15 protein-coding genes are annotated in these 15,742 nt (G+C 61.8%); 11 read left to right on the forward strand and 4 right to left on the reverse strand.

Going from position 1 to position 15,742, the window contains the following annotated elements; genetic code table 11:
* Positions 1–326 precede the first annotated feature (326 nt).
* The 3 genes from WIR04_RS11850 to WIR04_RS11860 all read left to right on the forward strand — a co-directional run bounded on the left by WIR04_RS11850 (position 327) and on the right by WIR04_RS11860 (position 2,610).
* Entirely contained in the window at positions 327–1,613 is a 1,287-nt protein-coding gene (locus WIR04_RS11850) for a citrate synthase (protein ID WP_041205909.1), read from the forward strand.
* Between the two features lie 95 nt (positions 1,614–1,708).
* Positions 1,709–2,023: a DUF4377 domain-containing protein gene (locus WIR04_RS11855; protein ID WP_111910967.1), complete on the forward strand. Its 315-nt coding sequence runs from the start codon at positions 1,709–1,711 to the stop codon at positions 2,021–2,023.
* 92 nt (positions 2,024–2,115) lie between these two features.
* Positions 2,116–2,610, forward strand: a complete 495-nt coding sequence (locus WIR04_RS11860) for an N-acetyltransferase (RefSeq protein ID WP_338887096.1) — start codon at positions 2,116–2,118, stop codon at positions 2,608–2,610.
* A 61-nt stretch (positions 2,611–2,671) separates the two neighbouring features.
* Here the strand turns inward: WIR04_RS11860 and fabB are convergent, their stop codons facing one another.
* The gene (gene fabB / locus WIR04_RS11865; RefSeq protein WP_111910965.1) at positions 2,672–3,883 is read right to left on the reverse strand and encodes a beta-ketoacyl-ACP synthase I; all 1,212 of its coding nucleotides are present in this window, start codon (positions 3,881–3,883) and stop codon (positions 2,672–2,674) included.
* A gap of 90 nt (positions 3,884–3,973) precedes the next feature.
* On the opposite strand from fabB, the gene mnmC reads away from it, so the two are divergent.
* Positions 3,974–5,989: a bifunctional tRNA (5-methylaminomethyl-2-thiouridine)(34)-methyltransferase MnmD/FAD-dependent 5-carboxymethylaminomethyl-2-thiouridine(34) oxidoreductase MnmC gene (mnmC, locus tag WIR04_RS11870; RefSeq protein ID WP_338887099.1), complete on the forward strand. Its 2,016-nt coding sequence runs from the start codon at positions 3,974–3,976 to the stop codon at positions 5,987–5,989.
* Between the two features lie 89 nt (positions 5,990–6,078).
* On the opposite strand, the gene WIR04_RS11875 is transcribed toward mnmC, so the two are convergent.
* Positions 6,079–6,684 carry a DUF922 domain-containing protein gene (locus WIR04_RS11875; RefSeq protein ID WP_338887101.1) on the reverse strand — a complete coding sequence of 202 codons (606 nt, stop codon included), beginning with the start codon at positions 6,682–6,684 and terminating at the stop codon, positions 6,079–6,081.
* Between the two features lie 321 nt (positions 6,685–7,005).
* Here WIR04_RS11875 and dcuC point away from each other — a divergent pair, with 321 nt between their 5' ends.
* The 5 genes from dcuC to WIR04_RS11900 all read left to right on the forward strand — a co-directional run bounded on the left by dcuC (position 7,006) and on the right by WIR04_RS11900 (position 13,647).
* Positions 7,006–8,358 carry an anaerobic C4-dicarboxylate transporter DcuC gene (dcuC, locus tag WIR04_RS11880; protein ID WP_338887103.1) on the forward strand — a complete coding sequence of 451 codons (1,353 nt, stop codon included), beginning with the start codon at positions 7,006–7,008 and terminating at the stop codon, positions 8,356–8,358.
* 102 nt (positions 8,359–8,460) lie between these two features.
* A complete protein-coding gene (locus WIR04_RS11885) occupies positions 8,461–10,122 on the forward strand; it encodes a bifunctional metallophosphatase/5'-nucleotidase (RefSeq protein ID WP_338887105.1) in 1,662 nt (553 codons plus the stop codon).
* A gap of 395 nt (positions 10,123–10,517) precedes the next feature.
* Positions 10,518–12,161 (forward strand): hypothetical protein, encoded by a 1,644-nt coding sequence (locus WIR04_RS11890; protein WP_338887107.1) that lies wholly within the window; start codon positions 10,518–10,520, stop codon positions 12,159–12,161.
* 136 nt (positions 12,162–12,297) lie between these two features.
* On the forward strand, positions 12,298–12,801 hold the full coding sequence (locus tag WIR04_RS11895) for a M48 family metallopeptidase (protein WP_338887109.1): 504 nt from the start codon (positions 12,298–12,300) through the stop codon (positions 12,799–12,801).
* A gap of 81 nt (positions 12,802–12,882) precedes the next feature.
* A complete protein-coding gene (locus tag WIR04_RS11900; protein WP_338892552.1) occupies positions 12,883–13,647 on the forward strand; it encodes a DUF2927 domain-containing protein in 765 nt (254 codons plus the stop codon).
* A 126-nt stretch (positions 13,648–13,773) separates the two neighbouring features.
* On the opposite strand, the gene WIR04_RS11905 is transcribed toward WIR04_RS11900, so the two are convergent.
* The gene (locus WIR04_RS11905) at positions 13,774–14,028 is read right to left on the reverse strand and encodes a DinI family protein (RefSeq protein ID WP_025326722.1); all 255 of its coding nucleotides are present in this window, start codon (positions 14,026–14,028) and stop codon (positions 13,774–13,776) included.
* A 253-nt stretch (positions 14,029–14,281) separates the two neighbouring features.
* Between WIR04_RS11905 and WIR04_RS11910 the strand changes: the two genes are divergently transcribed.
* Positions 14,282–14,551: a type B 50S ribosomal protein L31 gene (locus tag WIR04_RS11910; RefSeq protein WP_139744400.1), complete on the forward strand. Its 270-nt coding sequence runs from the start codon at positions 14,282–14,284 to the stop codon at positions 14,549–14,551.
* Positions 14,548–14,673: a type B 50S ribosomal protein L36 gene (ykgO, locus tag WIR04_RS11915; RefSeq protein WP_338887115.1), complete on the forward strand. Its 126-nt coding sequence runs from the start codon at positions 14,548–14,550 to the stop codon at positions 14,671–14,673. The genes WIR04_RS11910 and ykgO overlap by 4 nt, the downstream gene beginning before the upstream one ends.
* A 68-nt stretch (positions 14,674–14,741) precedes the next feature.
* Here the strand turns inward: ykgO and araC are convergent, their stop codons facing one another.
* Positions 14,742–15,611: an arabinose operon transcriptional regulator AraC gene (araC, locus tag WIR04_RS11920; RefSeq protein ID WP_262109861.1), complete on the reverse strand. Its 870-nt coding sequence runs from the start codon at positions 15,609–15,611 to the stop codon at positions 14,742–14,744.
* Between the last annotated feature and the right edge of the window lie 131 nt (positions 15,612–15,742).

Consider the following 15,742-nt stretch of genomic DNA (forward strand, 5'->3'; position numbering starts at 1 on the left):
CAAAAACAACATTTTAGATATCACATCTGGCTTTGCGAAAGCGTTTCAAACACCGACGGCCATCACCCACGAGGCGCAGTATATCGGCGGCCTTAACCAATGACAATCAATTAGCTACATAGAAAACCCAAAACCGTAAACCAGATCTCACAACCGCTTTAACAAGTCATTAATGATCATTCAAGAAAATTGACAAGAAGGTGGTTCTCTGGTTCAAATAAGGCGCTCCAGCCGCCGTGGTACGGGTAAGAACCTTTGCCAGCGTCATGAAAGTCGTAATAAAGTAGGGCTGGAACCAAATTATAAAAGAGCAAAGGAGACGTGCTATGGCTGATAAGATAGCCACCCTACATCTGCCCGGAAAAGAGCCGGTAGAACTACCGATCCTGTCCGGTACTGTTGGACCCGATGTAATCGATGTCAGAAAACTGGGCGCGCAAGGGTATTTCACCTTCGACCCCGGCTTTATGGCCACCGGTGCTTGCAAATCATCCATTACCTATATCGACGGAGATCAGGGTGTCTTGCTGCACCGTGGTTATCCCATCGCCCAGTTGGCCACCCAGGCCAGTTACCTGGAAGTCTGCTACATACTGCTGTACGGCGAGGCGCCCACCAAGACGCAATACGCGGAATTTGAACGCCTGGTCACCCGCCACACCATGGTGCACGAGCAGATCGCCTTCTTCTTCCGCGGCTTCCGCCGTGACTCCCACCCCATGGCGATCATGTGCGGTGTGGTCAGCGCCCTGTCCGCCTTCTATCACGATGCCCTCGACATCAACAACGAAGAGCATCGCGAGATCTGCGCCTTCCGTCTGCTCTCCAAGATGCCGACCCTGGCTGCCATGTGTTACAAGTACTCCATCGGCCAGCCCTTCATGCAGCCGCGTAACGCCCTCTCCTATGCCGGCAACTTCCTGCACATGATGTTTGGCGTACCGACCGAAGAGTACAAGGTCAACCCCATCGTCGAGCGGGCCATGGATCGCATCTTCACTCTGCATGCGGATCACGAGCAGAACGCCTCCACCTCCACCGTGCGTCTGGCCGGCTCCTCCGGCGCCAACCCCTTTGCCTGTATCGCCGCGGGGATTGCCTCCCTGTGGGGTCCGGCCCACGGCGGTGCCAACGAAGCCTGCCTCAAGATGCTCGAAGAGATTGGCTCCGTGGATCGCATCCCCGAGTACATTGCCAAGGCCAAGGACAAGAACGATCCCTTCCGTCTGATGGGTTTCGGTCACCGGGTCTACAAGAACCACGATCCCCGTGCCACCGTGATGCGCGAGACCTGCCACGAGGTACTGACAGAGCTGCAGATCAAGGATCCGCTGCTGGATGTGGCCATGGAGCTGGAGCGCATCGCGCTGTCCGACCCCTACTTCATCGAGAAGAAGCTCTACCCGAACGTGGACTTCTACTCCGGCATCATCATGAAGGCCATCGGCATCCCCATGTCCATGTTCACCGTGATCTTCGCCATCTCCCGCACCATCGGCTGGATAGCCCACTGGAACGAGATGCACTCGGACCCGGATCAGAAGATCGGTCGTCCGCGTCAGCTCTATACCGGCCTGGCCCAACGGGATTTCACTCCGCTCGATCAACGCTGATCCGGCAAGTTGTCATGGTTTGTTACAAAGGCGGTCATTGACCGCCTTTTCATTTGAGGGTTTAATCGCGCCCTTTTACGCCAAGGACACCCGTCATGAAAGCTCCCCTGCTCCTCTGCTCCGCCCTGTTGCTCAGCGCCTGCCAGAGCACCCCGACCACAGAGACCCTCTATATCCAGGACAAGCTGGCCGACTGCGTCGGTGTCGCCCCCATGAAGTGCATGCAGGTGCGCAGCCAGCCCGGTGAGAGCTGGACCCTCTTCTACCAGCAGATCGAGGGCTTCACCTTCGAGCCAGGTTTCCGCTATCAGCTGGAAGTGCGTACCGAACAGCTCACCGACGTGCCGGCAGACGCCTCCTCGGTGCGCTATCAGCTGATCAAGGTGGTGAGCAAAGAGGCCATTCGCTGAGCCTTGAGGGCCCCGGTTCCGTTTGCGCGCCCCTTGGGTTATGCTGACCCCTTCTTTCAAGGGTTGACCAGGGGCGCACGCCCCCCAGTACGATGATCAAGATAAGAACCATACGCCCCCCAGACTGGCCCGCCATCATGGCCATTCAGAGCGAGTGCTACCACCAACTGGAGCCCGAGCCCCTCGAGGTGATGAGCAACAAGGCAGAGCTCGCCCCCGCCTGCTGCTGGGTCGCCGAGCGCCAGGGCAAGGTGCTGGGCTATCTGCTCTGCCATCCCTGGCGCGCCCACTGCCCTCCTCCGCTCTCGCAACCCTTGCAGTCCCTCACCGACCACGAGGAGTTCTACCTGCACGATCTCGCTGTCAGTGGCGAGGCGCGCGGTCTGGGGGTGGGCCAGCGGCTGCTCGCCACTGCCCTCGCCTTTGCCAGCGATGAGGGTTACCAGCATGCCGGGCTGGTGGCGGTGCAGGATGCCCCGGCCTTCTGGCGCAAGCAGGGCTTCGTGCCAGCCAGGACCCCCAAGTCGCTGGAGGAGTATGGCGAGGGCGCCGTCTATATGCGGCTACCTTTGACCGAACCGGCCTGAGACCCAGTTCAAGCCAATAAAAAAGGCGCCTTGCGGCGCCTTTTTTCACTTCATCGGTTCATCAAGCCTTGAACTTGCTGAAGACCAGGGAGGCGTTGGTACCGCCAAAGCCGAAGCTGTTGGACATGACGGTATTAAGATCGGCGGTTTCGTAGGCGCGCACTATGGGCAGACCCACCGCCTTCTCGTCCAGGTTCTCGATGTTGATGCTGGGGGCGATGAAGCCGTGTTCCATCATCAGCAGGGAGTAGACGGCCTCATGCACACCGGCGGCGCCCAGGGCATGACCCGTCATGGCCTTGGTGGCGGAGAGCTTGGGCGCATTGCTGCCAAACAGGGTCTGGATGGCTTCAAGCTCCTTGGTATCACCGACCGGGGTGGAGGTACCGTGGGTGTTGATGTAGTCCACGGAGCCGACGTCCTTCATCGCCATCTTCATGCAACGCACAGCGCCTTCACCGCTCGGGGCGACCATGTCGTAGCCGTCGGAGGTGGCACCGTAACCGGTGATCTCGGCGTAGATGTGGGCACCGCGGGCCAGGGCATGTTCCAGCTCCTCGACCACCAAGATACCGCCGCCACCGGAGATGACGAAACCATCGCGGTCCGCATCATAGGTACGGGACGCCTTTTCAGGGGTGTCATTGTACTTGGTGGAGAGGGCGCCCATGGCGTCGAACTGTATGGTGGAAGACCAGTCCAGCTCCTCGCCGCCGCCGGCGAAGACGATGTCCTGCTTGCCAAGCTGGATCAGCTCCAGTGCGTGACCTATGCAGTGGGCAGAGGTGGCACAGGCGGAGCTGATGGTGTAGTTGACACCCTTGATCTTGAACGGGGTGGCCAGGCAGGCAGAGGTGGTGGAGGACATGGTGCGCGGCACCATGTAGGGACCCACGCGCTTGACCCCTTTCTCACGGGCAATGTCCGCAGACTCGGAGGTGTTCTTGCCGGAGGCGCCGCCGGATCCGACCACTATGCCGGTACGCTCGTTGGAGACCTGATCCTCTGGCAGACCCGCGTCAGCGATGGCCTGCTCCATGGACAGATAGGCATAGGCCGCAGCGTCACCCATGAAACGCATGACTTTACGGTCGATCAGTTCAGACGGATCGAGTTTGATGTTACCCCAGACACGGCTGCGCAGGTTGTATTGTTCAAACTGCTCGGAATAGGTGATGCCGGATTTGCCTGCTTTCAGGGAGGCCAGCACCTCTTCCTTGTTGTTGCCGATACTGGAGATGACGCCGATACCGGTGATCACTGCTCTTCTCATTAATTCATCTCGTCTGGAAAAACTGGCACCGAGTCTACCCGCTTTCGGCTGCCAAACTGGTCTGCTTTCACGTAGAATGCCCGCGAATTTATGACGCGAGCAGAGGAAAACGTGAGTCAAACATCCTTACATCATGCCCGATTGGACTGGAATGAAGCGGGAACTCCAGTCTCCAGTGAGTTCGGGGATGTGTACTTTTCCAATGATAACGGTCTAAGTGAAACCCGCTACGTCTTTTTATTGCAAAATCGCCTACCGGCACGATTTTCGCACCACGATAGTGACAGTTTCGTGATTGGCGAAACAGGTTTCGGCACAGGTCTTAACTTTCTGGCGACAATGGCCGCCTTCCTGGAACAGGCGCCCCAATCAGGCAACGGCTCCCGCCTGCACTTCATCAGCTTCGAGAAATACCCCCTGGCCCAGGCCGATCTGCGCAAGGCCCTGGCGGCCTGGCCCGAGCTCGCGTCCTTAAGCCAGCCTCTCATCGACCAGTGGCCGCTGCCGGTATCCGGCTGCCACCGCCTGCTGTTTGCAGACGGTCGCATTCGCCTCGATCTCTGGCTTGGCGACATCAAGGAGATGCTGCCCCAGGTGCCTCACGGGCCCCAGGGCCTGGTGGATGCCTGGTATCTGGATGGCTTCTCGCCGGCCAAGAATCCCGAGATGTGGACGCAAGCGCTGTTCGATGGCCTGGCTCGCCTCGCCCGCCCCGCCGCAACCCTCTCGACCTTTACCTGCGCCGGTTTCGTGCGCCGCGGCCTGATTGACGCCGGCTTTGCCATGAAGAAGGTGAAAGGGCACGGCAGCAAGCGGGAGATGCTGGCAGGGATGCGAGAGGGCAAAGTGCCTGAGCAGAGCATCTCCCCCTGGTATGCCCGCCCCGCCGGCCGGGACGGCGAGGTGCTGATCATCGGCGGCGGCATCGCCTCGGCCATGACGGCACTCTCCCTGGTGGAACGGGGCCGCAAGGTGACCCTGTTGTGCGAAGAGGGCGAGCCGGCCACCGGCGCCTCCGGCAACCGGCAGGGTGCGCTCTATCCCCTGCTCAATGGGGAGCACGATGCGCTGTCGCGCTTCTATTCCCTGGCCTTTGGCTATTCCCGCCAGCGGCTGCTGGCGCTGGCCGAGCGCCATCCCGTCGCCTTCTCCCTGTGCGGCGTCACCCAGCTTGGCTATGACGAGAAATCCGCCGCCAAGCTCGCCAAGATGGGTCAGGGTCCCTTCCCCCCCGAGCTGATGCATGCCATGTCAGCCACTGATGTCGAACAGGCTGTCGGCCTGCCCTGCGGCCATGGTGGCGTCAGCTACCCCCTGGGGGGCTGGCTCTGCCCAGCGGATCTCACCCGCGCCGCCCTGAAAGAAGCGCAAGCCAGCGGCCTGCTGCGCCTTGAGTACTACACACCGGTGAGCACCATTAGCGAACTGGCGGACGGCTGGCAGGTGGAGAGCCAGGATGGCCGCCAGTGGCTGGCCCCCAACCTGGTGGTGGCCGCCGGTCACCAGCTGCCCGCCCTGATCCCCTTTGCGGAGTTGCCGCTCTACCCGGTGCGCGGTCAGGTGAGCCATGTACCGACCACGGCGCGGTTAAGCGAGCTCAGGACGGTTCTCTGTTACGACGGCTACCTCACCCCGGCCCACGACGGAGCGCACTGCATCGGGGCCAGCTATGGCCGCAACCAGAGCACCCTCGCGTATAGTGCCGAGGAGCAGGCCCAGAACCAGGCGCGGCTGCAAGCCTGCCTGCCGGATCAAAGCTGGCCTGCCGAGGTGGATGTGAGCGGCAACGAGGCGCGAGTGGGAGTGCGCTGCGCCAGCCGGGATCACCTGCCGGTGGCGGGGCCAATCGCCAGATTGGCAAGCCTGGCGGATCACGATCTCAAGGCCCCCGCTGATCGGCAGAGCGCGCTGCCCCTCCACCCGGGTCTGTTTGTGCTGGGGGCCCTCGGCTCCCGGGGCCTGTGCTCGGCACCGCTCTGCGGTGAGCTGGTCGCGAGCGAAATTTGCGGTGATCCGCTGCCGCTGGCCGCCGATCTGCTGGAGGCGCTGCATCCCGCCCGCTACTGGGTGCGCAGGCTGCGCAAGGGCAAGCCGCTACGGGACTAGGCCAAGGAGGCGCGGCGGCCGCCGCACCATTCAGCGCACCAATAAAAACGGGCTTCCCCAGGGAAGCCCGTTTTTATTGGTGATGACGCTCAACTGCCCTCTGGCCAGCTGACCCCGAGCTTGCGCCCCCGATCGGTCTGCTGCGCCAGGGTGGCGAATCGATCGCGGGTCGCCTCCAGCACTGCCTGTCCCTGTTGCCAGCCCTGATACTGCAAGGCGGCACAATCCTGGGCGACGGGCAGCTGGGCGAGCCGGATGCCGAGCTGGCTGACGCTCTCCAGCAGAATGTCCTTGTGACGGCTCTCGTAGTCGAACATGGCCGCCACCAGCTTGTCCCACTTCTGCCGCTCCGCCGCAGACGCCCTGGCCTTGTCCATCCAGTTCGGCACCCTGACCTGGATGCGGGCCGTCACACTGGCCTTATCCAGCTCGCAGCGCGCCGGGGTCGCCCTGGTCTGCAACTGCCAGGAGAGCTGATAGCTGGCCCTGCCGATATGGCCGTCCGCCTGAGTAGGCGACAAGGCGGTGATCTGGCGCATCACGGCGGCCACATCGGCCCCAAAGACCCGGTAGAACTGGAAATCGACCTTGATATCGGGCGCCACCCGAATACCTGCATAATGGGAGGGTGCAGCTCCGATTGAGGCGGCATATATGAGGGCCGCCACCACCCCTGTCTTGCTGAAGAGTCCCATCGCTGTGCTGCCTTGCTCCTTGTGAGTCCGGCGTAATTTCAATTAATAATCAATGAATTAATAGTCAGTGTGGGAGATTAACCGTGATCAGGGCTGCTGTCACCTGCTCTCGGAGCCGGGAGCGGCAAAGGGACGGGATCCGACCCTGCTCCAGATGGGGATTTGCAAGGGAGATCACAGCCAGCCACCATCCTCATGGTGAATTACTCCTTATGAGGTAATAATCCCGGCGTTTTTGTTGGCACATGTCAGGCTAGCCAGTCCAACCCTCTGCTCAGCCCGCTAGATGCCCGACGTCACTCCATACTCAGGAACCTATTTATGATGGAACTCCTTATTGGCACCCTGGTCACCCTGGCCGTGGGTCGCTACATCTTCAAGGACTATTCGGCGACCGGGGTGCTGCTCGGCGGTGGCCTCTTGCTGCTGGCGATCACCGCCTTGATGGGCAAGGCGGTGCTGCCTGCCAGCGTCGCCTCCACCGGCCACGTGGCCACCGATGTATTCGAATACGTGCGCTTCCTGCTGGTGGACAGGGGCGGCGGCCTCGGCATGCTGATCATGGTGCTGTGCGGCTTTGCCGGCTACATGAGCCACATAGGCGCCAACACCATACTGGTGAAGCTGGCCAGCAAGCCCCTCGGCATCATCAAGTCCCCTTACATATTGCTGGTGGCTGCCTACCTGGTGGCCTGCGCCATGTCGCTGGCGGTGAGCTCCGCCACCGGCCTCGGCGTGCTGCTGATGGCGACCCTGTTCCCGCTGATGGTCAACATGGGGATCTCCCGTGGCGCCGCGGCCGCAGTGTGCGCCTCCCCGGCCGCCATCATACTGTCTCCCACCTCGGGGGACGTGGTGATGGCCGCCCAGGCCGCCAACATGGAGCTCATCGACTTTGCCTTCAAGCTGACCCTGCCCATCTCCCTGACGGCCATAGCCGCCATGGCGGTGACCCACTTCTTCTGGCAGCGCTATCTGGACAGAAAGTCCGGCGAGCACAACGAGGCGGTTGCCCCGAGCGATCTCATCACCGATGCCCCCGGCTTCTACGCCATACTGCCGTTCACCCCCATCATCGGCGTGCTGCTGTTTGACGGCAAGCTGGGCCCCAAGCTCGACATAGTCACCATCATCGTCATCTGTCTGGTGCTGGCCGCCCTGCTGGAACTGGTGCGTAAACGCAACGGCAAGGAATTGCTGGACGGCCTGCAGGTGTGCTGGCGCAGCATGGCTGACGCCTTCGCCGGCGTGGTCATGCTGCTGGTGGGGGCCGGGGTCTTCGCCCAGGGGCTGATGGGGCTCGGCTTCATCGCCAACCTCCTGGATCTGGCCCAGAGCTTTGGCACAGGCGGCATCGTCATCATGCTGGTGCTGGTGGTCATCACCACCCTGGCCGCCTTCACCACGGGGTCCGGCAACGCCCCCTTCTACGCCTTCGTGGAGCTGATCCCGCACCTGGCCACCAGTCTGGGTGTCAACCCCGCCTACCTGGTCATCCCCATGCTGCAGGCCTCGAACCTGGGTCGCACTATTTCGCCGGTCTCCGGGGTGGTGGTCGCCTGTGCGGGCATGGGCAACCTCTCCCCGTTCGAGGTGGTCAAACGCACCTCTATGCCGGTCGCCGTCGGCCTGCTGGTGGTGATCCTCGCCACCCAGATCCTGGTGCCTGCCTGAGTACCGTCTGACTCTTTTCCAGCCCGGCGTCTGCCGGGCTGGCATCCCCCCCACCCCTTGCAGTAGACTCGGTGCTCTTTTTCCCCTAAGGAGGACCGAGCCTTGAGTATTACGGTTCAACTTGCCCACTTCAGTGACTGCCACTCCCATTTCGATGGCGCGCCCATGCGCTTCTCCCCAGAGGGTAAGTCCGAGTGGCGTACCCAATGTGGCGGCTACGGCCGCATCCTGACCCGGCTGACCGCCCTGCGCCAGCAGGCCGCTGCCGCCGGCCAGACCTGCCTGCTGCTGCACGGGGGTGACACCTTCCAGGGGTCGCTCTATTTCAACCGCTTCAAGGGACGGGCCAACGCCGACTTGCTCGGCCTGCTGCGACCTGATGCCATGGTGATCGGCAACCATGAGTTCGATCTCGGCAACGGTCCGCTGGTGGAGTTTTTGCGCCAGCTCGACTATCCGGTGCTGGCCGCCAACCTTGACAGCAGCCAGGAGCCGGCCGATGCCCCGCTGCGACTGCACGGCTTGCCTCACCTGTTTGATGCCAGCCGCCCCTGGCACAGGCGCGTCATCGACGGCGTCCCCTTTGCCCTGCTCGGCATCACCTTGCCGCAGATGGCCGCCATCGCGAGCCCGGATCCCCACACCCGCTTCCACGGCATAGAGGAGACCCTCAGCGCCGCCCTCGGCGAGATCAAGGCCGAAGGAATAAAGCACATCATATTGCTCAGTCACCTGGGGCTGGAGCAGGACAAGCGGCTGGCGGCCCGCTTCCCCGAACTCAGCCTGATTGTCGGCGGCCACACCCACAGCCAGCTGGGGGATCTGGCCCCGCTCGGGCTGATAAGCGAGGGAGACTACCCCTTGATGATCGAGGGGGTTGCCATACTGCATGCGGCCCACAGCGCCCTCTGTCTCGGGGTGTGCGAGCTGGAATTTGATGAGCGCGGGCGAGTTTGCCAAAGCCACGGCCAGCTGGAGTGGCTGCCCTGGCAGCCCTGGCCCTTTGCCTCTCCCCCGCCGGCAGGCCTCCATTTCTGCGAGCCGGCTGCCGAGCTCGAGCAGCACCTGGCCAAGCGTTACCAGCCCGAGCTCGAGACCATGACCCGGCGCATAGTGACCCGCCTCGCCGGGCCACTGCACCATCAGCGCCTGCCCGATGTCGCCCTGCCCGCCGGCAGTCAGGTCGCCCCCCTGGTGGCCCAGGCCATGCTGGCCGGCGCCCGCGAACAGGTGGGTCAGGTGGATTTCGCCCTGCACAACGCAGGGGGGGTGCGCTGCTCGCTCGAGCCCGGGCCCCTCAGCGAGGCAGACATCGCCGGGCGCCTGCTGCCCTTTGCCATTCCGCTCACCCTCTACCGGGTGCACGGCCATGAGCTGGCGGAGGCGCTGGAAGGTGCCATCGACAACGCCACCAACAACGGGGTGGTCGGCAATGGCAGCGGCAGCTTCCCCTATACCGCCGGGATGCGCTTCTGTTATCAGGCAGACAGGCCCAAGGGGAGCCGGATCACCCGCCTCGAATGGGAGGTGAGCCCGGGTCAGTGGCAGAGCGTCGAGATGGATGCCATCTATCGGGGGGTCTCCAGCGCCTACACCGCCTCCGGCAAGGAGGGCTACACCGCCCTGGCCCGCACCCTGACCCAGCACAATCAGGAGCTCGGCATCACCCTGGCCGATGCCTTTATCCGCTGGGCCCGCCATCTGCCCGAGCTGGCCCCCCTGCCGCCGCTGGTGGAATACCAGGGCGCCAGCCCCATGGCCTGAGTCCTCTCACCGGGCCATCTCCTGTCAAGGCGCCGCTTTTCTTCGTGAGAGCGGCGCTTATTACATTTTTTCGAGCACAGTCCCCAGCCCCATTGCAGCGGATTGCCGGCCTCGGCAACACCAGGCAACAGCGGGTCCCGCTAATCATTTAGCCCACTGCAGGCACTGAAAACGCTACTTTTATACATTATTTCAAACACATCACCCCAGCCTATTGCATCGGACTGCCGACCTCGGCAACACCAGGTACCGCCGTTCGTCTTGTGCAATTCAGGCACTGAAAACGCTACTTTTGTACATTATTTCAAACACATCACCCCAGCCCATTGCATCGGACTGCCGGCCTCGGCAAGATAGGCCCGCTTTTACGTCTTTCCCGCAGGAACAGGTCATCCATGAATCACGCCATCCGTTTTACCCCTCAGCGCTACAACCCCGGGCTCAAGCCGCCGGTTGTCCTGCTCACCGCCCTGATGGCGCTGCTGTTTTGCTTGCGCAACCCGCTGTTCCACGGCATGGCACCAGGCTTTGATGCCTCCCTGTTTGCTGTGATGGGCAAGATGTGGAGCGAGGGGGGCGTGCTCTATCGGGACATGATCGACATCAAGGGCCCCATGATCTTCGCCCTCGACGCCCTCGGTTACCATCTGGGGGGCTTCTTCGGGATCTGGCTGCTGGAGTGGGTCCTCTGCTGGCTCGGCCTGCTCGCCAGCTGGCAGGCCTTCTCCCAGCTGGGGCTCTCCCTGCGGGCCCGCCTCGGCAGCATGCTGGCGATCCTGGCGCTCTACAGCACCCGCTACTACTACGGCAACATGACCGAGGACTGGACATTCCACCTGGCCCTCATCGCCCAGTGGGCCTTCATCACCCTGCTGCTGGACAAGCAGTTTCGCTGGGGCCCGGCCCTGGTGGCGGCCCTCACCTTCGCCATAGTGGCCTGGATGCGCACCAACAACGGCGCCTTCTGGGGTGCCTGGTATCTGGTGCTGTTCTGCCACTGGTGTCTGCGTGAGCAGTGGCGCTGCGCCTTCGGTCTGCTCTGCTCCAGCCTGTTGGGGCTGGCCCTGGTCGGCGGCCCGCTGTTCGCCTACTTCCAGCACCACGGGTTGCTGGCCGAATTCAAATACTACGCCTTCGGCATCTTCTTCGAAGGGAGCTACGGCAACGGCTTCTCGCCGGAAGTGGGGGCCGTCGGCTTGCTGCGCACCGGCCTCGTCATGCTGCTGCCGGCCTTCATTGTGCTGATGCTGGGACGCCGCCAGGAGTGGTATCTGCCCGCCCTTTGCGCCACCCTGTTCGGCGTGCTCTTCACCCTGATCGCCAACTCCGTCTCCGGCCATGTGTTCGATCACTACGACGTGCTCTACCTGCAGCTTGGCCTGCTGCCACTCGCCTGCCTGCTGGATCGCAGCGAGCAGCAATCCGATGCCCTGGGCATGCTCTGCATCTCCCTGGTGGTGCTGACCGCCAGCTGGCTGCTGGCCCAGCAGCTCGGTTACGGCTGGAGCACTAAGGAGTGGTCGCTGCCGCGGGTGCGCGAAGTGCTCGGCAACAGTCTGCTGTGGGCCCTGCCGGTGCTCATCCTGGTGCCGCTCTGGCGCGCCTGGGATGTGCGCAGCGCCACCCCCTGGCTGGCCTCTCTGGCCATGCTGGCGCTCCTGGTCAACAACGCCTGGGAGGGCAACCTCAAGGGCAAGCCGTTCAATCCGCCGGCCCAGGTAAGGGTCGACAGGATCAAGGCCGAAACGGTGCCGGCCGACAAGATCTGGGTCGATGGCATACAGCCGCAATACTATCTGTGGACAGATCGCCAGCCCGCCTCCGCCTATCTGTTCTTCGCCAACGTCAATCCGCCCTATGACGTGCGCGAGCGGGTGCTGGCCGACATCCGGCGGCAGGACCCCAAGTTCATCATCGCCAAGCCGGAGCGGGTGGCAGAGCAGCTGAAAACGCCGAGTTCCCCCTCCAGCCTCGCCTTCTATCAATATCTGACGGACCGCTACGAAGAGGTGGATCCGGGTCTCTATCGCCGTCGTTGAGAGCGGTTGACGACAGTCGGGGCCGTCGCTGGCAACAGCGACGGCCCCTTTCATTGGCGTACAGATACCTGTTGTGTTCAAGGGGGCCCATCATGATTACAATGGCGCTCTTTTTTAGTGTGAAGGGGGAGACATCATGGCGGATCTGACCTATCTGGGGGGCTATCCTGACCCGCTCAAGAGCCAGGTACAGCAGTTGATCGCGGCGGGAAAACTCGGCGAGATGCTGGCCAAACGCTACCCCGAGACCCACCTCATCCAGAGTGACAAGGCGCTGCTGGCCTATACCATGGAGCTGAAAAACCGCTACCTGAAAAGCTCGGCGCCGCTCTCCAAGGTGATCTTCGACGGCAAGATCAATGTGATCAAGGATGCCCTCGGCCTGCACACCTATGTCAGCCGGGTACAGGGCAACAAGCTCAAGGCCAAGAACGAGATCCGCATCGCCGCCCTGTTCAAGGAGGCCCATCCCGCCTTCCTGAAGATGATAGTGGTGCACGAGCTGGCCCACTTGCGGGAGAAGGATCACAACAAGGCCTTCTACCAGCTCTGTCAGCACATGGAACCGGACTATCATCAACTGGAGTTCGATCTCAGGCTCTGGCTCACCTGGCGTGACATCGAACGCTCCTCGGGCTGACCCTATCGATTGCAAGGAGGCAAGATGATCCCAGGGCACATTCGTTCAGGGCACAGCCGTCGTCATGTCGCGCCAGGCCGGATGCTGGCCCTGTGGCTAGCCGCGCTGCTGCCCTGCTCTCTGCAGGCAACCGAACGCTGGCAGAGCAACGACTATCTGGTCCAGAGCTTCATGGAAGTCGCCATGAAGCGAGAATATGGGCATGAGGCTCAGGTACGCTTCTCCCGCTGGCAAGGCCCCATCCGCCTCAAGCTCATCAACGAATTTGGCGACAAGGCGCTGCAGGCCGAGGTGGTCAAGGTGCAGAGCCAGCATCTGGCCAGGATCACCGGCCACCCCATACAGCTTGTCAACGACAACCCCAATCTCACCCTCATCATGACAAGGCACCAGCAGATGGCCAGTTGGGCCGGCCGTACCATGCGCCGGGATGACTCTGTCAGCATTGCCCTCAAGGAGGGGATCTGCCTGGCCAATTTCGCCACCAATGCCCGCTACGAGATCACCCGTGCCACCATCATCATCCCGGTGGACTACAGCCGGGCCAAGGGCCGCTTCCTGGATTGCGTGGTGGAAGAGCTCACCCAGGTGATGGGGCTGCCCAACGACTCGAACAAGGTGTTTCCCTCCATCTTCAATGACAACAGCATCGACAGCTTCCCCACCGGTCTCGACTATGTGCTGCTCAAGCTTGCCTATCATCCCGCACTCCGGGCAGGGATGACGGCAGACGAGGTGCGCACTGCCCTGCCCGTTGCCCTCAAGGCGCTTCGCGCCAATGGCGACATCGCAGGGGCCAACCAGCGGGTACAGAGCGGCAGCCTCAAACGTTGGGCCGGGCTCTGAATCTCCTTGCCAGGCTAAGCGCCCGATCGCCTGCCCACAAACACGAAACGCAGCCTTGAGCTGCGTTTCGTTCAAACCGGGGAACCTGCCCTGGCCAGGACAGGCAAACCGACAACCGGCCCCTGATCAGGCCTCGGCGCCTTCTGCCTCCGGCATCCAGCTCTCGGCGTTCTCCCACACTTCCTGCACCATGGTCTCGGCCAGTTCCCTGTCCTCCTTGCTGGCACGGCTGACCGTCAAGGCCATGGCACTGCCCGGGGCGACTCGCACATGCAGATCAGGGAATCGCTCGCCCAGTTGCTTGAGCAACTCCTGGCGCAGCGCCTCCATGGTCGCAGTGGGGATCTGATGTTTTCTGTCGATGATGATTTCCAGGCGCATAGGATAGGTCTCCATGATGATGGACTGTATTTTTATACAGTAAAAACCAAAAGTAAAGGCTGAGCTTCTCGTTCCCCTTCCATCGCTCAACAATCCATCGCTCTCCCCTTTCATCACCATATCCGCATTCCCTCCCGCCCCTTACCTGAACGCGCTCCATCCTGCCTGGCTACCTCGGGAGAAAAAATGGTTGATATTGGTTCTCATCCATCGCATCATAAACCAGTGTTATAACATAACACTCGAGACAATCATGCGCCCCAACATTCACCCTGAATACCGCAAGGTCCTGTTTCACGATCTGGCCAGCAACACCTGCTTCCTGATCGGATCCACCTTGCAGACCGATCGCACCAAGCAATGGGAAGATGGCAACACCTATCCCTATGTGACGCTGGATGTCTCCAGTGCCTCCCACCCCTTCTATACCGGCAAGCAGAAGCAGGTCGGCAAGGAAGGCCAGGTAGCCCGCTTCGGTCAACGATTCGGCCAATTCTTCAACAAAGGAAAAGAGAAATCATGAAAGTGCTCGCCTCCCTGAAATCAGCCAAGTCACGTCACCCGGATTGCCAGGTCGTTCGTCGACGCGGCAGGCTGTTCGTGATCTGCAAGAGCAATCCCAGATTCAAGGCTCGCCAGGGCTGATCGCCCCCCTGCCCTTCGTGGATAACACCAGCCCTCATCACGAGGGCTTTGTCATCTCTGGGTTCTTCTCACAACGGGGTGGCGCACTTGCGGTATTCGGTGGGGCTGACCCCGACCCGCTTTCGGAACACCCGGGAGAAGTAGAGCTGATCGTCATAACCCACCTGCTGGCCTATGGTGGCCACCGACATGGGGGTGGTCTGCAGCAGCAGCTTGGCCCGCATGATCCGCTGATCCTCGCGCCAGCGCACTATGCTCACCCCCACCTGCTCGCGGAACAGGTGGGCGAGGCGCGAGGGGGACAAGAAGACCTGCTCCGCCAGCGCCTCCACCGAGATCTCGGCACAGAGCGACTCGCTCAGGATCTGGCACGCCTGGTGAACTCTGTGATCTATGGTGGGGTAGGCACTGAGGGAAGAGGCCTCGTAGCAGCGAATGAGCAGCCGCTCCAGCAGGTTCATGGCCAGCTGTTCCGACATGGGTCTGAGCTGCTGGTGGGTCTCTTCGATGTCGAGGAAGAGGGCGTCAAATTCGGCGAGCAACTGGCTGTCCGCCAGTTGCAGACGCCCCACCCGCTCCGTCACCTGAGGCCACTTGAGCCAGTCGGCCCAATAGGCCCTCGGCCGGAAATAGACCCAGCGGTGATACCACTCCCGGGCATCCGGCGCCCGGCCGTAATAGTGCACGGCCGCAGGCGGGAACAGCAGCAGGTCGCCGGGCTCCACGGTGAAGGCCTGATCCCCCTGAAAGATCTGCCCCTTGCCCCTGATGGTCAGGTTGACGATGAAACCCTTCATGCCCTGGGGGCGGTCGATGATGAAGTCGAGGGCGCTCCCCTGCTCTATGGGGGTCATGCCCGAGACCAGGAAGACGTCGAAGGCGTAGCCCGGCAACAGGGGATTGAGTTGTTTCGGCTTCTCTTTTTGCATCGAAGACATGGCGGAAAACAGCGCTTGGGTAAAAAAATCGGCTTGGGCCATTGTAGAGATCCGGCGTTGGAACAACCTATTTTCGCAAGCGGCCTGATGTGAATTTATTGAACTGGCTCACAGCTTGCTTGAAGGAGGCA

The sequence above is a fragment of the Aeromonas rivipollensis genome (genome assembly GCF_037811135.1).
In the GTDB taxonomy this organism is placed as follows: Bacteria; Pseudomonadota; Gammaproteobacteria; order Enterobacterales; family Aeromonadaceae; genus Aeromonas; species Aeromonas rivipollensis.